16 protein-coding genes are annotated in these 20,258 nt (G+C 63.4%); 2 read left to right on the top strand and 14 right to left on the bottom strand.

What is annotated here, in order from left to right; genetic code table 11:
* Window positions 1-328: 328 nt before the first annotated feature.
* From IE123_RS07720 to IE123_RS07710, 3 genes are all read right to left on the bottom strand, one after another.
* Window positions 329-1,375 (bottom strand): CAP-Gly protein, encoded by a 1,047-nt coding sequence (locus IE123_RS07720; RefSeq protein WP_189516806.1) that lies wholly within the window; start codon window positions 1,373-1,375, stop codon window positions 329-331.
* 491 nt (window positions 1,376-1,866) lie between these two features.
* The gene (locus IE123_RS07715) at window positions 1,867-2,355 is read right to left on the bottom strand and encodes an Lrp/AsnC family transcriptional regulator (RefSeq protein WP_189516803.1); all 489 of its coding nucleotides are present in this window, start codon (window positions 2,353-2,355) and stop codon (window positions 1,867-1,869) included.
* 68 nt (window positions 2,356-2,423) lie between these two features.
* Entirely contained in the window at window positions 2,424-3,080 is a 657-nt protein-coding gene (locus tag IE123_RS07710) for a hypothetical protein (RefSeq protein WP_189516801.1), read from the bottom strand.
* Window positions 3,081-3,387: 307 nt separating this feature from the next.
* On the opposite strand from IE123_RS07710, the gene IE123_RS07705 reads away from it, so the two are divergent.
* The gene (locus IE123_RS07705) at window positions 3,388-4,314 is read left to right on the top strand and encodes a 2-hydroxyacid dehydrogenase (RefSeq protein WP_189516799.1); all 927 of its coding nucleotides are present in this window, start codon (window positions 3,388-3,390) and stop codon (window positions 4,312-4,314) included.
* Between the two features lie 114 nt (window positions 4,315-4,428).
* Here IE123_RS07705 and IE123_RS07700 read toward each other — a convergent pair whose 3' ends face one another.
* The 10 genes from IE123_RS07700 to IE123_RS07655 form a co-directional block, all read right to left on the bottom strand.
* Window positions 4,429-5,475 (bottom strand): CAP-Gly protein, encoded by a 1,047-nt coding sequence (locus tag IE123_RS07700; protein ID WP_189516797.1) that lies wholly within the window; start codon window positions 5,473-5,475, stop codon window positions 4,429-4,431.
* Between the two features lie 336 nt (window positions 5,476-5,811).
* The gene (locus IE123_RS07695; protein ID WP_189516795.1) at window positions 5,812-7,272 is read right to left on the bottom strand and encodes an NAD-dependent succinate-semialdehyde dehydrogenase; all 1,461 of its coding nucleotides are present in this window, start codon (window positions 7,270-7,272) and stop codon (window positions 5,812-5,814) included.
* A gap of 29 nt (window positions 7,273-7,301) precedes the next feature.
* Window positions 7,302-8,954 carry an ABC transporter ATP-binding protein gene (locus tag IE123_RS07690; protein WP_229819658.1) on the bottom strand — a complete coding sequence of 551 codons (1,653 nt, stop codon included), beginning with the start codon at window positions 8,952-8,954 and terminating at the stop codon, window positions 7,302-7,304.
* 4 nt (window positions 8,955-8,958) lie between these two features.
* Window positions 8,959-9,867, bottom strand: a complete 909-nt coding sequence (locus tag IE123_RS07685) for an ABC transporter permease (RefSeq protein WP_229819657.1) — start codon at window positions 9,865-9,867, stop codon at window positions 8,959-8,961.
* Window positions 9,868-9,881: 14 nt separating this feature from the next.
* Entirely contained in the window at window positions 9,882-10,826 is a 945-nt protein-coding gene (locus IE123_RS07680) for an ABC transporter permease (RefSeq protein WP_189516793.1), read from the bottom strand.
* Window positions 10,827-10,932: 106 nt separating this feature from the next.
* Window positions 10,933-12,579 carry an ABC transporter substrate-binding protein gene (locus IE123_RS07675; RefSeq protein WP_189516791.1) on the bottom strand — a complete coding sequence of 549 codons (1,647 nt, stop codon included), beginning with the start codon at window positions 12,577-12,579 and terminating at the stop codon, window positions 10,933-10,935.
* A gap of 99 nt (window positions 12,580-12,678) precedes the next feature.
* The gene (locus tag IE123_RS07670; protein WP_189516789.1) at window positions 12,679-13,953 is read right to left on the bottom strand and encodes an NAD(P)/FAD-dependent oxidoreductase; all 1,275 of its coding nucleotides are present in this window, start codon (window positions 13,951-13,953) and stop codon (window positions 12,679-12,681) included.
* Between the two features lie 46 nt (window positions 13,954-13,999).
* A complete protein-coding gene (locus IE123_RS07665) occupies window positions 14,000-14,674 on the bottom strand; it encodes a haloacid dehalogenase type II (RefSeq protein WP_189516787.1) in 675 nt (224 codons plus the stop codon).
* A 182-nt stretch (window positions 14,675-14,856) separates the two neighbouring features.
* Window positions 14,857-16,188 (bottom strand): NAD(P)/FAD-dependent oxidoreductase, encoded by a 1,332-nt coding sequence (locus IE123_RS07660; RefSeq protein ID WP_189516785.1) that lies wholly within the window; start codon window positions 16,186-16,188, stop codon window positions 14,857-14,859.
* Window positions 16,189-16,281: 93 nt separating this feature from the next.
* Entirely contained in the window at window positions 16,282-17,757 is a 1,476-nt protein-coding gene (locus IE123_RS07655; RefSeq protein WP_189516783.1) for an aldehyde dehydrogenase family protein, read from the bottom strand.
* A 253-nt stretch (window positions 17,758-18,010) separates the two neighbouring features.
* Here IE123_RS07655 and IE123_RS07650 point away from each other — a divergent pair, with 253 nt between their 5' ends.
* Entirely contained in the window at window positions 18,011-18,862 is an 852-nt protein-coding gene (locus tag IE123_RS07650) for a GNAT family N-acetyltransferase (RefSeq protein WP_189516781.1), read from the top strand.
* Between the two features lie 115 nt (window positions 18,863-18,977).
* Here the strand turns inward: IE123_RS07650 and IE123_RS07645 are convergent, their stop codons facing one another.
* On the bottom strand, window positions 18,978-20,129 hold the full coding sequence (locus tag IE123_RS07645; RefSeq protein WP_189516779.1) for an aldo/keto reductase: 1,152 nt from the start codon (window positions 20,127-20,129) through the stop codon (window positions 18,978-18,980).
* Between the last annotated feature and the right edge of the window lie 129 nt (window positions 20,130-20,258).

The raw sequence follows: 20,258 nt of genomic DNA, 5'->3' as shown, positions 1-20,258 counted from the left end.
GGACGTGGCGCAAGCGATCCATATACAAGGCAGGCAAACGATACTGGCAGGTCTACAGGCATGTACCGGTCCATACGCGATGTACTGTGCAATGCCTTTTGCCGGGTGGGCCTTTGCTTCCCAAAAAACTATACATCGTCATGGCGCTGCACACCGGTTCAAAACGTCACTGCCCATAAACCCTTGAGCCAATAAAACGCCCGGCTATAAGCCGGGCGTTTGAGAGGCCTGTCAGATCGTTGGCAACAGGCGTTTTCAGCAGTGATCCTGTAAAGCAGCGTACTGCTTCATTCGCTTAAGCCATGCACCGGGGGTGCTGGCAAAAGGCTCAGGCACGACGGCGACGCGTCTGCATCCTGCTGCCGGCCAGCCCCGCGAAGCTGCTGATCAGGGCTGCAATGACCATGGCAATAAAGGCCATCATGGCAGCGTTGCGAAGCTTCTGGGTCGCTTCTTCGGCGCTTTCACGCAGTGACTGCTCGGTCTCGGCCAGTTCCTGCTGTGCCTGCCCGACATAACCTTGCAGACGATCCACCTGTTGCTCCATTTGCGTGGCACCTTCATCAAGACGGGCCATGGCGTTATCGACGTATTCCTCTGCTTCAGACTCGCTCATGTCTGTATTGCTGGCCAGAGAATTGACCAGGGCATCGCGATCCACATCCTGCTGAATGTTTTCAAGGCGCCCCTTCTGCTTTTCGACCAGCTCATTGAGAACGGCTTCATAGTCGGAAGGGTTACTGGTCAGGTGCCTGACGGCGGCCTGGATGTCATCGCCGGCTGCCTGGGCCTGATTGCTCAGGTACTCCGGCTGCAGTGCTTCGGTCTGCGTATCACGCAGTACCTGATTGACCTGATTGCGCAGCTGTGGATCCTCCAGAGAGGATTCAACATCCGGGTCAAAATTGAAGTGATCGCTCAGCTGATCGCCCAGCGAGCCCGCTGCATTACCCATGCCACTGGCAACGCTGCCGGTGATCTGGCCTGCGCCCGAGACAATCGAGCCTACGGCGCTGGCACCGCCCGAGGCTACCTTGCCGGCAGCCAGGCCGATCAGCATGACCGACACGATGGTAGCGGTCGCCCAGCTTAAAAAGCCATGTATGAAACCGCGGCTATTGGCCAGCCGGCCCGCTACAAAACCGCCGGCAGCAAAACTGATGACCAGAAACACGGCCGAGGTAATGCCAAAGGTCGTGCCCAATCCATCAAGGGGGCTGTCCGACATCGGGTCGATCACGCTCGACCCGATGGCCGTACCCAGCAGTGACAGCAGGGCAGAAATGGCCAGGACGGTCACGAGCCCGGCAATGATGCTTCCCCATGAAACGCGGTCAATGGACTCACGTATTGATCCAATCGTGGTGTCTGGCATTGTCTAATTCCTTTTAACACGCGCCTGTTCATGACGCTTTTCAGCAACCCGGGACCGATGGGCACCAGGCTGTCTTCCCTTGAGTCAGATCGTATTGGTGGTCAGTCACCTGCAGTGACATAACACGTTGTCAGGGTAGCAAAAAAAGTAATCTGGAAAGGTGGCATCCAATATTGTCTTAACCCATTTAAGGATGACCGGGAGAGGTACTGCTCAACGAGCGGGCGATCCTTGAAAACATGGCCCTGCCGTGCTTGAAGAAGAATGCCCCTAGCGCCGTATGGTCCGGTGTCGGCAGACCACAGGGCCATCCATCATTTCGGGAACAGCAGCAATACCCGCCATCAGGAATTCGATATCTACAAGACTCATGACACGCGCAACGTGACAAGCGGACCTAAAAAGCACTAATGCTCTTTTGGCACAATTGAAAACCCGGTGGCAAACCACCGGGTTTTTTTGTGTCGGTCAGATGCCTGAACGCGACCCGGTCACCCCGACAGCAGCGTGCGCAGCGGCAGCTGCTCCTTGACGATGGGCGACTTGATCACGATGTAGCTGAAATACTTCTCGATGCCGATCTCACGTTCGATCAACTGCTCCATCACGCTTTGATAGTGGGTAATGCTGCGAGCGATAAAGCGCAGCAGATAGTCATAGCCACCGCTGATCAGATGACATTCCATCAGCTCATCGATTTCGCGAATGCTCTGCTCAAAACGCAGAAAGTCCTCACGGCGGTGATCCGATAGCGTCACCTCGGTGAACACGGTCACACTTTCCATCATTTTGGCCAGGTCAAGGCGGGCCTGAAACGCAGTGATGTAGCCGGCGGCTTCCAGTCGCTTGACGCGCTGCAGGCAGGGGCTGGGAGAGAGGCCGACGGCGTCGGCCAGATGCACGTTGGTCATGCGACCATCGTTTTGCAGCTGTACCAGAATGTTGATATCGATACGATCGAGTCGAACGGAACCCACCATAGAGCGCCCTTGTTGTTGTGTCCTCGGGCCCGCCTGCTACCAAAGTGCGGGGGTGTCGCCTCTCCTGTCTAAAGGATTTCGCGACGCAGGGCAAGCTGATGGGCCCCGATAAAGTCGCTCAGTGACGTAAAGTGCCAGCCGTCATGCACCGCCACGGCGGAGGCATTCGATGTTGAACGCACAATGCGACAAAAGCCCGCGCGACACGACGCCGGTGTGGGGCCTGCGCTCAACAGCAGCATATCGGGATCGCAGGCCAGATCATGAATGGCAGCGCGCGCCGCCACAAAGCTGCCGGTGGCCAGCCGCTCATGGGCCTCAAGCCCGATACGCACGTCCAGGGCGGCAAACTCGCGCTCATCGAGGGAGCTCACCACCGTGAGCCGATAGAACTTGCGCAGATAGTGGATCGCGCCCGGCGCATCCTCATACAGCGTACCGGCGTCGACCGTGGCCGCGAAGACAATCCCGTCCTGCCAGTGCGTTTTGAGCCCCCACTGTTCAGCCAGCGCGCAGTAGACCACACAGTGCGCCGAGACCGTGTTCATGCTGGCATCGGTCAGCGTATGCAGCGCCCTGAAATACTCGGCCAGCGCCTCATGTCGCGAGGGCGGCGCCGCAAGCTGTGTCATCAGCGGCGCAAGCCCTTCGATAATTGTGCTGTCACGGTCCATCAGCACCCCGTGTGCAGCAATACACAGTCTCGAATAATCCGTCAGCTGCATTGTCTGTCGCTCCTCTTGATCGGGATCGATCCCTGCCCGGCCACAACGGGCATTTCGGCCATGCGTTTCAGCCTACGCTGCTCGCCGCCTCAGGTGCCGCGCGTAATTGATCCCGTCACCGTTGATCGCGCTGAATCCGGGGGGCTGCACGGCATGATCCGCTGCAGAGATGCCACGACAGCGCAATCTGCGTCCGGACGCCAGAATTCGGCTCGATCACGCGGCAGGACATGCCATAACGGTATCGCGTGCGCCTTGATCCCGGGCACGATAGAGACCCGTTGATCACGACTGCGAGGCATCCTTCATGGCGCTACTGTACAAGTCCGACCCCGACCGCGGCCGACGCTGGCAGGCGCTGTTTGCCGAGCACGCCCCGGACATCGAGTTTCGCCAGTGGCCCGATATCGGCAACCCGGCCGACATTCGCTATCTGCTGGCCTGGCAGCCACCGGAGGCGATCGAAACCCTGCTGCCCCATCTCGAGGTGCTTTTTGCGACCTCCGCCGGCATCGATCAGTTCGACCCTTCGATACTGCCCGACGCACTGCCGGTGGTGCGCATGCTTGACCCGTCCATCGAGCAGGGCATGATCGAATACGCCACCTTCGCCACGCTCTGGCTGCATCGCCACATGGCCGACTACGTGCGCCAGCAGCGCGAGCATCACTGGCAGGCCCACATGCTGGTGCCGCCCGGCAAGCGTCGCATCGGTATTCTGGGGCTCGGACAGCTCGGCGGCGCCATTGCCCGACACTTGAAAGGTTATGGCTTTGTGGTCAGCGGCTGGTCGCGTACCCCGCGCGAGATGGACGGCATTACCACCCATGCCGGAGAAGCGGCGCTGGAGGATTTTCTTGCCACCAGCGACATCCTGATCTGTGTGCTGCCCCTGACCGACGCTACCCGCGGCGTGCTCAACGAGACGCTTTTCAATCGTCTGCCGTCGGGCGCGGCGCTGATCAACATGGGTCGCGGCGAGCATCTGGTGGAAGCCGATCTGACCAGAGCGCTGGCGACAGGCCGGCTCTCCGGCGCAGTGCTGGATGTGCTGCGCGAGGAACCGCCCGCAGTGGATCATCCCTTCTGGCAGGACCCGCGCATCCTCATGACCCCACACGTCGGCGCCATGACCCAGCCCGACACCGCCTTTCCGGTACTGCTGGAGAACCTGCGCCGCCATCAGCGCGGCGAACCAATGCTCGGGCGGGTGGATCGACAGCGCGGCTACTGAGTCCCGAACCGGCTTTTGGCGTTGTACGCCACCACCGAAAACGCCCGGCATGAGCCGGGCGTTTTGAGGTGGACATCTTGTTGAGCGGCGAGCGATAAAACGCCGCGCGCTGACTCAGGTCCTGCGGTGACGAGCACTCATTTTGCTGCCCAAAAGACCGGCAAAGCTGCTGATCAAGGCGGCGATGACCATGGCAATAAAGGCCATCAGCGCAGAGTTGCGAAGGCTATCGGCAGCCTCATCGGCGCTTTCACGCAGTGACTGCTCGGCCTCGGCCAGCTCCTGCTGCGCCTGATCAACATAGCCGTCCAGCCGGTCGACCTGCTGCTGCATCTGATTGACGCCGTCATCAAGGCGGGCCATCGCATTGTCAACGAACTCTTCGGCCTCTGACTCGCTCATGTCCGTATTGCTGGCCAGTGAATTGACCAGCGCGTCGCGGTCGATATCCTGCTGGATGTTATCAAGGCGCGCCTTTTGCTTTTCGACCAGCTCGTTGAGGATGGCCTCGTAGTTGGAAGGATTGCTGGCCAGCTGCCGGACAGCTGCCTGGATATCGTCGCCCGCCGCCTGGGCCTGATTGCTCAGATACTCGGGCTGCAGCGATCCGGTATCAGTGTCGCGCAGCACCTGACGGACCTGACGCTGAAGGTTTTGATCGTCCAGCATCGACTCGCTACCGGGATCAAAATCAAAGTGCTCGCTGAGCTGATCCCCCAGTGACGACGTCGCGTTGCCAAGTCCCTTCGCCACGCTGCCGGTCACCTGGCCGGCGCCCGAAACGATCGATCCCACGGCGCTGGCACCGCCGGAGACGATATTGCCGGCGGCGAAACCGATCAGCGCCATCGAAATCAGCGTTGCAGTCGCCCAGCTCAAGAAGCCGTGAATAAAGCCACGAATGTTGGCCAGTCGGCCTGCCACAAAGCCGCCGGCGGCAAAGCTGATGATCAGAAATACGGCAGAGGAGATGCCAAAGGCCGTCCCCAGACCGTCAAAGGGGTTATTCGACATCGGATCAATCACGCTGGAGCCGATCGCTGTTCCCAGCAGTGAGAGAATGGCGGAGATGGCGAGTACGGTCACCACGCCTGCAATGATGCTGCCCCATGAGACGCGATCGATCGACTCGCGTACGGTTCCAACGGTGGTATCTGCCATAATCCGATTCCTTGTATGAAGCACCCTTTAAAGCGCCCGTAACGTCCTGATGCCCATGGCTATCAGGACGTCTTTCCCTGGGATGGATCACGTGGGTGAGAAGTCCCTTTCACCAACATGTCACATTGTCACAATAGACAAACCAGAGGCAGCGGCCAGATTTATTTCACGGCGCCAGCAGGACGATGACAGGCCTCAATAAGGCGCTGTCGCGCAGAACACACCGGCAGATCACAGGGCGCAACTCTAGCGCCGGGAAGGGAAACAGTGGCAGGTCGTAAGTAAACATTGGCAGGTCGTTACGGGGCCCGGCGCCTGCCGGGCCCTCAATGGTGGCTAGATCAGCCCACCCATGTGGAAGGCCTTCTCCTCCAGGTATTCCTCAAGCCCCTGGCGAGCGCCCTCGCGCCCCAGCCCCGACTGCTTGACGCCGCCGAAGGGCGCCACCTCCATCGAGATCGCGCCGGTGTTGAGCCCGACCATGCCGAATTCCAGCGCCTCGCCGACGCGCCAGGCGCGACGCATGCTTTCGGTAAAAAAGTAGGCGGCAAGACCAAACGGTGTGTCGTTGGCGATGCGCACCGCCTCCTCTTCGCTGTCAAAGCGCATGATCGGGGCCACCGGCCCGAAGGTCTCTTCATACGTAATCCGCATGCCCTCGGTCACGCCGGTCAGAAGCGTCGGTACCGCGTGGCGATCACGACCATCGGGCACACCGCCGCACACCAGAGTGGCGCCGTGGCTCAGTGCGTCATCGATATGCGCGGCGACCTTCTCGATGGCCTGATGGTTGATCAACGGCCCGATGGTGACGCCCTCGTCCATGCCGTTGCCGCACCTGAGCGCGGCCATCGCCTCTTCAAGGCGGGCCACGAAGCGGTCGTGGATGCCTGACTGCACCAGAATGCGGTTGGCGCATACGCAGGTCTGACCGGCATTGCGGAACTTGCTCGCCATGGTGCCGGCCACCGCCAGTTCGATATCGGCATCGTCAAAGACGATCAGCGGTGCGTTGCCGCCCAGCTCCAGGCTCAGACGCTTGATCTCGTCGCTGCACTGGCGCATCAAAAGCCGCCCGACCCGGGTCGAGCCGGTAAAGGAGAGCTTTCGCACCACCGGATTGGCGGTCAGCTCGCCACCGATTTCTTCGGGCATGCCGGTGACGATGTTGAGCACACCGGGCGGGAAACCGGCACGCTCGGCCAGTACCGCCAGCGCCAGCGCCGACAGCGGTGTGAACTCCGAGGGCTTGATCACGATCGGGCAGCCCGCGGCGAGCGCCGGGGCGCACTTGCGCGTGATCATGGCATTGGGAAAGTTCCACGGCGTGATCGCCCCGCACACGCCCACCGGCTGCTTGAGCACCAGAATGCGGCGATCCTTCGTGGGGGCCGGAATGGTCTCGCCGTAGGCGCGCCGCGCTTCCTCGGCGAACCACTTCACGAAACTTGCGCCGTAGCGAATCTCGCCGCGTGACTCGTCAAGCGGCTTGCCCTGCTCGCGGGTCATGATCAGCGCCAGATCCTCGAGGTTCTCGATCATCAGATCGTGCCAGCGCATCAAAAGCTCGGCGCGCTCGGGCGCCGGTCGCGCCCGCCATTCGGGCCAGGCAGCCTCGGCGGCGGCAATCGCCCGGCGGGTTTCCTGAGTGCCCATCGCGGGCACCGCCGCCAGCGTCTCACCGCTGGCGGGATCAATGACCTCGATGGAGGCGCCATCATCGGCATGGCACCACTGCCCGTTGATAAATCCGGCCTCCTGCCAGAGCGCGGGGTCATTCAGCGCCGGTCTGCTCATGCGGTTTGCTCCTGACTGTTCAAAAGGGGTCATGCCATCGTGGCTGCCGTTTCGCTGCGCGGCGGACGGCTTTCCAGCCAGCCCTGCCGCAGCTCCGGCACCGAGCCGATCAGCCGCCGGGTATAGTCATGCTGCGGCGTGTCCAGCACCTGCCGACACGGTCCGCTCTCCACGCACTGGCCCTGATAAAGCACCATCACGTCATCACACAGCGAGCGCACGGTGGAGATGTCGTGGCTGATGAAGAGATAGGCCACGCCCAGCTCGCGACGCAGCTCGACCAGAAGCTCCAGAATCGCGGCACCCACCACCGTATCGAGCGCCGAGGTCACCTCGTCACACAGGATCAGATCCGGTCTGGCCGCCAGAGCGCGCGCCAGGTTGATGCGCTGTTTCTGGCCACCGGAGAGCTCGCCGGGCTTGCGCTCGAGCAGGTGGCGCGGCAGCTTGACCAGATCCATCAGCTCCTCGACACGGGCACGGCGCGCGCGCCGGTCCAGATTGAAGTAGGTCTCCAGTGGTCGATTGAGCAGGCGCTGGACGCTGTGGGCCGGATTGAGCGCGTTGTCGGCGCTCTGGAAGACCATCTGAATGCGGCGAAACTGCTCCGGCGTGCGCCCGCGCAGCGTGGTGGACAGCTCACGCCGGTCAAACTGGATCGCCCCATGCGACGGTGCGACCAGTCCCGCCACGGCGCGGGCCAGCGTCGATTTCCCCGAACCCGACTCCCCGATCACGCCCAGCGCCTGGCCGCTGGTCAGGTGCAGATTGATATGCTCAAGCACCACGTTTGCGGGTCGTCCCTGGGCGTTGCGTGCGCCATAGCCGACCTGCAGGTCGTCAATATCCAGAAGCTCCGCGCCGGGCCTGCCCCGGACCGGGGACAGATGCTCGTGCGGTCGGGCCGCGGCCAGCAGGCTGCGGGTATAGGCATGCGCCGGCTGCGCCAGAATACGGGCGGTGGTGTTGTGCTCCTGGGTTTCGCCGTTTTGCAGCACCAGTACCTGATCGGCCATCTGCGCCACCACGGCCAGATCATGTGAGACGTAGATGGCCGTGGTGCCCCGCTCGCGCATCACCTGCTTGAAGGCGCGCAGCACCTCGATCTGGGTGGTGACATCGAGTGCCGTGGTGGGCTCGTCAAGGATGACCAGCGCCGGGTCGGTGATCAGCGCCATCGCCGCCATGACCCGCTGGAGCTGTCCGCCGGAGACCTGATGCGGATAGCGCTCCCCGATGTGATCGGGTTCCGGCAGGGCCAGATCGTGAAACAGTGACACGGCCTTTTGTCGCGCCTCCTGACGGCTCATGACGCCATGAATCAGCGCGCCTTCGATGACCTGATCCATCAGGGTCCGTGAGGGGTTGAACGCCGCCGCCGCACTCTGGGCAATATAGGCCACCCGGTGGCCGCGCAGCGCGCGGGTCTCTTTGGGGTTGAGCGACAGGACATCGGTATCGCCGAGCTGCACGCTGCCCCCGGCGATGCGACAGCCGCTGCGGGCATAGCCCAGCATGGCAAGCGCAATGGTGGTCTTGCCCGAACCCGACTCGCCGATCAGTGCCAGCACTTCTCCCGGCGCCAGGGCAAAGCCGATGTCGTTAACGATAATGCGTTCCTCGCCGCCCGGCGGGGTGGCGCAGATCCTGAGATCGCGCACGGTGAGTGATTCACCCAGCATATGGTCACTCCTTTTGCGTGTCGCGGCTGTTGGACAGGCTGTCGATCAGCAGATTGGCGCCGATGGTGAGCGTGCCGATGGCCAGTGCCGGCGCAATGACGGCCAGCGCCCCATCGCTGAGTCCACCGATGTTTTCCCGCACCAGCGAGCCCAGATCGGCCGCCGGCGGCTGCACCCCCAGCCCCAGAAAGCTCATGCCGCTGAGCAGCAGTACGATGAAGACAAAGCGCATGCCCATGTCGGTGAGTACCGACTGGATCATGTTGGGCAGGATCTCGACGGCGGCGATGTAGAAACGCCCCTCGCCGCGCGTTTTCGCCACCTGCACGTACTCAAGCGTGGCCAGATTGGTGGCAAGGCTGTGGGCGATGCGAAAGGCGCCGGGGGCGTAGCTGAGTACTGCGGCCAGAATCAGCAGCGGAATGGAGGCGCCAAAGGCGGAGACCATCACCAGCGCCATCATCTTGCTGGGAATCGAGATCAGGGTGTCGAAGATGCGCCGGATACCCTCTTCCAGCCAGTGCGGCAGCAGCACGGCGAGCATGCCAAAGCCTGCCCCCACCAGACTCGACAGCAGCGCCGCCACGACCGCCAGCCCGACGGTATAGCGTGCCCCGGTCAGAATGCGGCTCAACATGTCGCGGCCCATGTAATCGGTCCCGAGCCAGTGGGCCACGCTGGCGCCGCCGTAGATCTCGTCGGACACAAACGCCCCCATCGGATAGGGCGCCAGCCACGGGCCGACAATGGCAATCAGGATCCACAGCCCGAACAGGGTGAGCCCGATCCAGCGGGTCAGCTTCAAGCGCGGCTTGTTGCGCCGGGCGGGCGTGGCAATCGGCAGACGACTGCTCTGGGTCATGCGCCGATGGGAGTCCCGGCGCGAGGGCACGCTTTGACGACGATGTGTCATGGCCTGTATCTCGCTCATCGGTTTCGCAGCCTCGGATTGGACAGGATCGCGCACAGATCGGCCGCCATGACCAGTATCAGGTAGGCGCCGCAAAAGAGCATGGCGCAGGCCTGTACCAGAGCGAGATCCCGGTTGGACACGGCATCCACCATCAGACTGGCGATGCCCGGATAGTTGAATATGGTCTCGACGATAATGACCCCGCCCAGCAGGTAGGACAGGCTCAGGGCCACGGCATTGGCAATCGGGCCCACCGCGTTGGGCAGGGCGTGACGCAGCACCCGGCGCATCGGCGGCACGCCCTTGAGCCGGGCCATCTCCACGTAGGCGCTGTCGAGCTGATCGATCAGCGCCGCCCGGGTCATGCGCGCCATCTGCGCGATCAACACACAGCACAGCGTCAGCACCGGCATGGCGTAGATCCGCATGAAATCCCCGAAGCTCTCCACGGTCGAGACGTAGGACAGCGCCGGCAGCCAGCCCAGATGCACGGCAAAGATCAGCACCGCGATCGTGGCGACCAGAAACTCCGGCACTGCCACCATCGACAGCGTGACCACATTCAGCGCGCGATCCACGTTGCCGCCGCGGCGCATGGCGGCCACCAGCCCCATGGTCAATGCCACGGGCACCGAGATGGCCGTGGTGATGGCCGCCAGCAGCAGCGAGTTGGGCAGCCGGTCATTCATCAGCTGCGCCACCGGCATGCCGTTGCTGGCCGACATGCCCAGATCGCCGGTCACGAACCCGCTCAGCCAGTGCCAGTAGCGCCAGAGGGCGGGCTGATCGAGCCCCATCTCGACGCGCAGGGCGGCCAGCTGTTCGGGCGTGGCGAACTGACCCAGAATCTGCTGGGCGGTATCGCCGGGCAGCAGGGAGGTAATGGCAAAAATGACCAGCGACACCAGAAACAGCGTCAAAAGACTCGAGGACAGACGTCCCAGCACCAGTTTGGACATCCCTTGGCCTCCGCAGTGGGGCCGGCAGGCGCACGGCGGCGATCATCCAGCGATCGCTGCCGCATCCGCGCTGCCGACGTCAGTGACAGGAAGGAGAAGCGCGGCCTTACGCGTTCCACCAGATGTTTTCAGCGCACATGTAACCCATGAAGGCGCCCAGCGGAATGGTGCGATCCATGCCACCGATGCGGGCGTCATAGCCCTCGACATCGCTTAGAAACACCGGAATGCCGATGCCGCTCTCGTCATGGATCAGGGTCTGCATGTCGGCGTACATCTGCTTGCGCGTGGCCTCGTCGGGCTCGTTTCTGGAGGCCACCAGCAGCTGATCGAACTGCTCGTTTTTCCAGCCCGATTCGTTCCAGGGCGCATCGGAGGCAAAAAACTGCGACAGCAGGATATTGGCGGTGGGACGCGGATTGATGTTGCCAAAGCCCAGCGGGTGCTTCATCCAGTGATTGGACCAGTAGCCATCCGCCGGCACCCGGTTGAGGTTGATGGTCAGCCCGGCCTGAGCGGCGGACTGCTGGAGAAGCTGTCCCATCTCCATGGAGTAGTTGGCCGCCGGTGACACCACGACCGATACGCGAGCGCCGGAGACGCCGGCCTTTTTCAGAAGCGAGACGGCGCGCTCGGGGTCATATTCGCGCTGAGGCAGGCCGCTGAAATGATAGGGCGAGGACGGCGCGATCGGCTGATCATTGGCGATCTCGCCGTAGCCCCGCAGCGCCACACGCTTGATCTGCTCGCGATCAAGAAGATATTTCATCGCCTCGACAAATTCAGGCCGGCTGCCGGGCTGTTGGTCGACGCGCATGATCAGATCGGTGTAGTTGCCCGAATTGGTCGCCTTCACCCGACTGCTCTCGCTCTGCTTGATGCGATCGGCGTTGCGTCCGGTGAGGTTGTTGATCATGTGCACATCGCCGGAGAGCAGCGCGTTGACGCGCGCCGACTCATCGCTGATGCCCACCATCTCGATGGCGTCCAGATACGGATAGCCTTCGCGCCAGTAGTTCTCGTTGCGCACCGCTATCGAGCGCACGCCGGGACTGAACTGTTCGCATTTGAATGGCCCGGTGCCGATCCCCTTTGAAAAATCGGTGGTGCCGTCGGGCACGATGACCAGATGCGACACGGCCAGAATCGAGGGCAGCTCGATGTTGGGCGAGGAGAGCTCGAACTCGACGCGGCGATCATCCAGTGCCCGGATATCTGCGACCTGGTCGACCATCGACTTCACCTTGGAGCCAACGGCCGGGTCCTTGTGGCGCATGATCGAATAGATCACATCCTGCGGCGTCAGGGATTTACCGTCGTGAAACGTGACACCTTCGCGCAGGGTAAAGACCCAGTGACCGCCGTTGTCAGGGCTTTCAAACGATTCGGCCAGCGCCGGCTGCGGCTCGAGCTGTTCGTTGAAGCGCGTCAGGCCGTTGTAAAAGGTATAGGCGCGCACGTAGTCAATCGCGGTCGAGCCTTTCGCCGGGTCCAGTGACTCGCTGGAGGAGGAAGAGTGCGCCGCCATGCGGATGCGACCGCCGCGTTTCGGGGTGCCCTGCTGGCTGTTCTCGCCCGCCCAGCTGCGCGAAATGCCCGGCACCAGCCCGGTGCTGCCGGCGGCCACGATGCCGGCGGCGGCAAGCATTTTCAGCGCCTGGCGACGGGACAGCCCGCCCTGCATGGCGCGATAGACCTGCAGGCTCTGCTCGGGAGAGACGAAACCGTCATCACCATATCGATTGTGTGTCATGAGCCTTCTCCTTCTGCCTGAAATTGTTATTGCATTCGGATACAGCGCTGCATCACTGACAGCCCCGGGCTGTCGCGTTGTTCTGTCCTTGCGGGCCGCCTAGTGCAGCCGGTCCTGCAGGCGATACCAGCCGCCTACCAGGGGTAAAAACCAGGGTTTGCCAAAATGACCGGGGATGGCCGGCCAGTCATCGCTCTGCCAGGGGTAGTCCTGACGCTCGCCCAGCATCATCTCGGCCAGCATGCGGCCCATGTGCACCGACATCTGCACGCCGTGGCCGCTGAACCCCATCACGTAATACATCCCCTCGTGACGTCCGGCATGGGGCAGGCGATCACGACTCATGTCCACCAGCCCGCCCCAGCAGTGCGACAGTGGTGTATCACCCAACTGCGGGAAGGTGTCACGCAGGCCGCGGCGCAGAATCTCGCCGCTTTTAACGTCGGATCTGCCGCCGGACATGGCAAAACGGGCGCGACCACCAAACAGCAGGCGATCATCCGGGGTCAGGCGGAAATAGTGGCCGATGATGCGACTGGTCACGCAGGCCCGGCGGTTGGGAATAAGCCGGGCGCATTGCTCCTTCGAGAGCGGCTCGGTGACCACGATAAAGCTGCCCACCGGCGCCATTCGACGGCGAAACCAGTTCAACGGCCCGACCTGAGAGGCACCGGTCGCCAGCAGCACGTTATCGGCTTCAAACTCGCCCTGCGCTGTGGTCAGGCGATAGCGCTCGCCGTCACGCTCGACGCCGGTCATGGGAGTGTGTTCAAAGATGTGGGCGCCGTGACGTACGGCGGCGTCGGCCAGTCCCGTACCGAAGCGGCCCATGTGCATCTGGCCGCCGTTTTTCTGCCACAGCCCGCCGTGAAAGATCGGGGAGTCCACCTCGCGGCGGGCCTCGTCCTTTGAAAGCAGCGCCACATCGGGGTCGATATCGCGACGAATCGCCTCGCAGGTATGGGCCAGCCTTTCATAATGCTCGGGCTTGGCGGCGAGCTTGAGCTTGCCGCGGCGCAGGTAATCACACTCGATGCCCTCCTCCTCGATCACCTGCTCGACCGAGGCCACCGCCTCGCTGTAGCTGCGGTAGTGATGCATCGCCTGCTCGCGGCCGAGCCGCTCGACCATGCCGGCGTAGTCCTGGGCCACGCCCGTGTTGCACTGACCGCCGTTGCGCCCGGAAGCCTCACCAATCACGCGCCCGGCTTCCAGCAGCGCCACGCGGGCACCGCCGCGGGCCAGGGTGCGGGCGGCCGACAGCCCGGTCAGACCGCCGCCGATCACGGCCACGTCGTAGTGGCCTTCGGGGGGTGTGGATCTGGCACCGGTAAAGGGCGGTGCCGTATCCAGCCAGTAGGACTCGAATTTCATGGACGCTCTCCCGGAAGGGGTCGCAAGGGTGGGTCGCAGCGAAAACTCAGAGGCCAACCAGCGCCGGCAGACCGCGGATATCGGCAATTTCGGTAGCGCCGTACCCCTGACAGAAGCCCTCGTGGTTGCGCGCCACAAAGGCCTTGTTGTTGATGCCCATGAAGTGCGCCGACATCAGGTCGTAGCGAAAGCTCGAGGAGACGTGCAAAAGCTCGTCGGGCCGACAGCCCAGGGTGTCGATCATGGCCTCGAAGGCTTCCAGACGCGGCTTGTAGACCTTGAAGGTGTCTGCCGTGAAGACCTTGTGAAACGGCACTTCCAGCTTTTTGACGTTGTCCATGATCTGACTGTCATCGGCGTTGGAGTAGATCACCAGCGGGATTTTATCGGCGATTTTTGAAAGGCCCTCGATCACGTCCGGATGCGGCCCCCAGGTCGGCACGGCCTCGAAATAGCGCATGCCTTCGTTGTCGCGATACTCCACGCCCCAGCGCCTGCAGGTGCGCTCAAGCGCCGTACACAGCACCTCTGAATAGGGCTTCCAGGGGCCAAGGACTTCATCGAAGCGATAGGCCCCGAAGGCGGTGACAAAGGCGTCCATGCGATCGGCCTCCGGAATGCGATCGGCAAAGATCTCCCGCGTCATGCTGCCCATCTGGAAGTTGGTCAGCGTGCCGTAGCAGTCAAAGGTGATGTACTTCGGGCGCATGATGTCGCTCATGGTGTGTCGTCCTGTATTGTCGGGCCGTCAGACGGCGAAGGTTGTTGCGGACGTTGGCCCCCTCGCGGGAGGCCATGACCCCATTACAGCACTGCACGGCCATCGCAGGACGCTGAAAGTCCGGGCGCTGCCGGTACAAAACGCCCTTTTTCACGACATGCACAGCACAGCCTGCGGCGATGTCACATCATCTCGGGCTGGCGAATGCGGCTGCCGCGGGCAAAACGATCGAGTCGGTAGGGGGTCGGGTCCACCACCGGCGTGGCACCGGTCACGATATCCGCGGTCAACTGTCCGGCTGCCGGGCCGATGCCAAAGCCATGACCGGAAAAGCCCGAGGCAATGACCAGTCCCGGGACGGCCTCGACCGGCGAGATGATGGGCACCATGTCCGGCGTGGTATCGATCATGCCGCCCCAGGCGCGGGCAATATGAACGCCCCTGAGCGAGGGGTATTCGGCGTGAAGCCCTGCCAGGGCGGCGCACGCCTGCGCCATGTCGGGCATGGGGTCGAGAATGCGCTGCTGCTCGAACGGCGAGATCTGATCAAACTGCCAGCTGCCGGCGGCTTCGGGGCCGCGGAAAAAGGAGCGACCGATGCGTACCTGCAGCTTTTTGGCCAGCTTGCTGCGGTAGGCGCCGTAGAATTTCGTGGCGTAGCGAAGCCCCTGCGGGCTGATCTCGACCCGTCCCAGACCCGGCATGGCCAGCGTATAGCCGCCATCAAGGCGTCGTCGCAGGGCAATTTTCGGCGTGGTGAGACAGCCCGGCGTGACCTGGTCGCCCGACGTGGTCTGAACCGTGGTGCCCATGATGTTGGCCGCCGGCAGCTCGACCCCATGGCGGCGACAAAAGCGCGAACTCCAGGCACCGCCGGCGCACACCACACTCGAGGTGCGGATCAGACCGCGCTCGGTCCACACGCCCGTGACGCGACCGCCGGCAATCTCCAGCCCGCGTACCGCACAGTTTTGATGGACATGGGCGCCGCGCTCGCGGGCACCATGGGCAATCGCCGGACAGGCCATGGCCGGTTCGGCGTGACCGTCGGTGGGCGAGAAGATGCCGCCCAGCCAGCGCGAGGTCGTGCCCGGTGCCCGCTCGTGCGCCTGCTCGGCCGTGAGCACATGGCTGACAAAGCCATGCGCCCGCGCCTTCTCGCCCCAGGCCTCCCATTTGGCCAGGCTCTCGGGGTTGTCGGTGGTATAGACGATGCCGCTGCGGCGAAAGCCCACGTCGCGCCCGATCTCCTTGGACAGGGCCTCCCAGCGATTCAGGCTGTGCATCGCCAGCGGCAGTTCGAACATGTCGCGATTTTGCTGGCGCACCCAGCCCCAGTTGCGACTCGACTGCTCGCAGCCAATGAGCCCCTTTTCCAGCAGCGCCACCGACACGCCCCGACAGGCCAGCTCATAGGCTGTGGTGGTCCCCACGATGCCACCGCCGATGACCACGACATCCACCTGCTCGGGGAAGTCGGCGCTGTCGTGCACGCTATCCACATTGACGAACATGTTCGAAAACCTCTTGTTGTTGATGTCTCGGCCGGGCCCACGTGCCCGACAGGATACGGGCACACCGGCGCATCAGCACCTGCGATCGGCGGCTCAGGTGTTCAGATCGATCAATACGCTCTTGTGGTGCAGATTGGCCTCGAACGCGGCGCGCCCCAGATCGCGGCCGATGCCCGAGCGCTTGTAGCCGCCGGTGGGCAGGATGTAGTCATTGCTGCGCCCGTAGCGATTGACCCACACGGTACCGGCACTGAGCCGGCGCACCGCCCGCAATGCCCGGCCGATATCGGCGGTGTGTACCCCGGCGGCCAGGCCATACACCTCGTGCTCGGCCAGTGCCAGCGCCTGCTCCTCATCATCAAAGGCCTGCACGGCAAGCACCGGACCGAAGATCTCCTCGCGCACCGCTGGATTGTCACTGTCATCGACCTCAAGAATCGTGGGCCGATAGAAACAGCCGCCCAGATCGGTCTCAAAGCGCTCGCCGCCGCGAATCAGCTCGGCGCCGGCCGCTACGGCACGCGAAACGACCGACTCGATACGGCCGGTCTGGGTCTCGGAGATGATCGGTGAAAAGCGACTCCCGCCGGCCCAGGTGAGCCCCGGCGTCAGCGCGTCGAAATGGGCGTTGAGCCGCTCGATCATGGGGGCCATCAGCGAGCGCTCGATCAGAAGGCGCGAACCCGCCACGCAGACCTGGCCGGCGTTGCCGGTGATGGCACCGGCAAGCGTTGCCGCGGTGCGTTCGATATCGGGAATATCGCCAAACACCACCTGCGGGCTCTTGCCGCCCAGCTCCAGCGTCATCGGTTTGGGGCCGGTCTCGGCGCAGGCGCCCATAATGGCGCGCCCGGTCACGGTCGATCCGGTAAAGGTGATCTTGGCCACATCCGGATGGCGACACAGGGCGTCTCCGGTGGTGGCGCCGTCACCCTGAATCACGTTAAAAACGCCCGGCGGCATGCCGGCCTCGATGGCAAGTTCGGCCAGCCGCACCGCCGTGAACGGCGTCATCTCTGAGGGCTTTAATACCACCGTATTGCCCGCCGCCAGCGCCGGCGCCACCTTCCAGCAGGTCATGCTCAGCGGAAAGTTCCACGGTGCAATGGCGCCCACCACCCCCAGCGGCTCGGCAATCTGCATGCCCAGACTGTCGTGGGCGGTGGCGGCCACCTCGCCGCCGTGCTTGTCGGCAAACTCGGCAAAAAAGCGGATGCCCTCGGCGGTATAGGGCACATCCCAGGCCCGCGCCTGATCGATCGGCCGGGTCGAACCCAACGCCTCGAGCGGGGCCAGATAGTCGATATCGGCCTCGATCAGATCTGCCCAGCGGCGCATGATGCGTGCGCGCTCGCGCGGGGCCCGACGCGCCCAGTCGGCGTGCAAAAATGCCTGCCGGGCACTGGCCACGGCCTCATCGACGCAGGCGGCGTCAGCCACGGGCAGCTCGGCATAGATCTCGCCGTCGGCCGGGCGAATGACCGCCATCGCCGCACTACCGCGCACCTGACGGCCGTGCAGAAAGTGGGCACAGGGAATCGTGATACGGGCAGGATCGAAACCGGACATGGCAGGCACTCTCGGGCTGTGAAGGGACACGCCCAGAACGCCGGGCGCGATGCTTCCCTCATGCTACGGCCAATGCCCCGGCACGGGGTGCCGAGTGTGGCCGCGCCCGGCGCAGTTGATGCGCCAAAGCCTCATTGATTCGGTCGGATCTGCCGAATTGCCCCGTCGGCGCTCAATGATGTGGCACGCATCACAGGCTGCATGCGACAGTCAGCACCATTGTCTGCTGATACTTCCATGGGAGCCTGATGTCATGACGTCACCCTTATCGCTGCGCCCGGCCGATACTTCCGAGCTTTGCTGGCGCCCGCTGCACGACACCGATCTTGCCCAGGCCCACGCGCTGTCACGCGGGCTTAGCTGGCCCCATCGCCCGGAGGACTGGGCCATGGCGCTCGAGCTTGGCAGCGGTGTGGCGCTGGAAGACACCGAAGGCACACTGATCGGCACCGGCTTTTGTCTGCCTCAGGGGCGCACCGCCACGCTGGGACTGGTCATCATCAGTGATGCCTGGCAGGGCAAGGGTTTGGGACGCATGATGATGACCCGCCTGATGGCACTGGCTGAAGATCGCACCCAGCTGCTGGTGGCCACGGTAGCCGGCGCGCCGCTCTATCAAAAGCTGGGTTTCACGCCGTGCAACACGGTCTGCCAGTATCAGGGCACGGTCGTCCCGATCGTGCCGGCCGGAGAGATTGTTGCCGGGCTGCGCCCGCTGACCAGTCACGACCTGGCCGCCGCCGTGGCGCTCTCGCCCGACAATCCCGTTCACGCCGGTGCGGTGCATCAGGCCACGGATGGCGCCGTGATCGAGCGCGACGGGCAGCTGGTGGGGCTGGCCCTGCGTCGTCCCTTCGGCCGCGGTGAGCAGATCGGTCCGGTGCTGGCCGAAACGCCTGAACAGGCCCGGGCACTGGTGACCTCGCTGCTGGGGCGTGCCGAGGGCACCTTCGTGCGGCTGGATCTGGTGGATCCGGAAGATGACGGCTGGCTGACCGAGGCCGGGCTCAACTGCGTGGATCGGGTGGTGCGCATGCGCCACGGCCCCGAGGTGAATCACGAGTCGTTGAACCGGTTTGGCCTGATTACTCAGGCGATGGGGTAAGGCCATTACCGGCCCTGAACCCCTGTCCTGAACACTTGTCCCAAACAACAGGGGCCATGTTTCACGTGAAACATGGCCCCGAAGATTCATGAAGCAACGGTCATGACCCTGACGCTCAGGCCTTGTTGGGCACGGGCGCATCCTCCTCGATCAATCCTTCCGATTTCAGCGCATCCCAGAACTCTGCCGGAACCTCGACCGTCATCGAGGCCTGATTTTCGCGGGCATGTTCGGCGGTACGCGCGCCGGGAATGGTGGCGCCGACCACCTCCGGGGCAGCGGTAAACTGCAGTGCCGCGGTGCGCAGATCCGTGCCGTGCTCCCGGGCGATGGCGCTGATGCGATCACGCTTTTGCGCAAATCCCTCGGGAATGTCGGTCTTATACATCCAGTGGGTGCTGCCGGCCAGATAGCCCGAGCCCAGCGGCGCGCCGATCACCAGCGACACGTCGCGCTCGCGGCAGGCCGGGAACAGCCGGTCCAGCGCATCACGGTGGTTGAGCAGGGTGTACTGCGTGGCCTGCAGGATGACGTCGGGATTGCCGGCGTCCATGGCCGCCAGGCTCGGCGCGATCTCGTTGACGCCCATGCCCCAGCCGCCAATGATGCCTTCATCACGCAGGCGCTCAAGCTCGGGGATGGCGCCCTTGCGGGCAATCTCGAAATACTGCTCCCACTCCTGCCCCATGTCCTCGTTGTCCGGCGACAGATCGTGGATATAGACCAGATCGATCTTGGACACGCCCATGCGCTGCAGGCTGTCCTCGATCGAGCGGCGCACGCCGTCGGCGGAGTAGTCATAACGGTAATTGGTGCGCAGGTTGCCCTTCCAGTTGGCCACGTTCTCGATCGAGGCATCCGGCGTCAAAAGCCGCCCCACCTTGGTGGAGAGCAGATACTCGCTCGGGTCCTTGTCGAACAGGAATCGGCCCAGGCGCCGCTCGGAGAGCCCGAGCCCATACCAGGGCGAGGTATCAAAGTGGCGATTGCCCCCTTCCCAGGCTGCCGCCAGCATACCCATGGCTTCTTCCTCGGAAGTCACCCGGTACATGTTGCCCAGCTGCGTGCCGCCCACGCCGTATTTGTGCTCGGGCGGAAAGCGGTTCATGGCCAGCGGCGGATTTCCAGGCAGCGCCGCATCAGGGTCTGCCGTCGATCCGGAGCTTGTGTTGTCGCTGCCCTTCTCTGCTGCCATGAGCCGCGGAGCGGCGGTGCCTGCCGCTGCCGCCAGCGCCGACCAGGCCAGAAACTCGCGCCGTGATGCCATGAAACGCTCCTTGTGATGGACATGTAACGTCCAAGCCTGGCGCAGCCCTGCCGGGGGCTCCAGCCAGTGCAGCCATCCTCGGCGTCTCTTCAGAAAAGGATCAGATAAAAAAGCGCCCGCTCGGAAAAC

It is taken from the genome of Kushneria pakistanensis (genome assembly GCF_014652795.1).
GTDB lineage: Bacteria > Pseudomonadota > Gammaproteobacteria > Pseudomonadales > Halomonadaceae > Kushneria > Kushneria pakistanensis.
The sequence above is the reverse complement of the archived record's forward strand: the minus strand, read 5'-3'. Positions and strand labels throughout refer to the sequence as shown.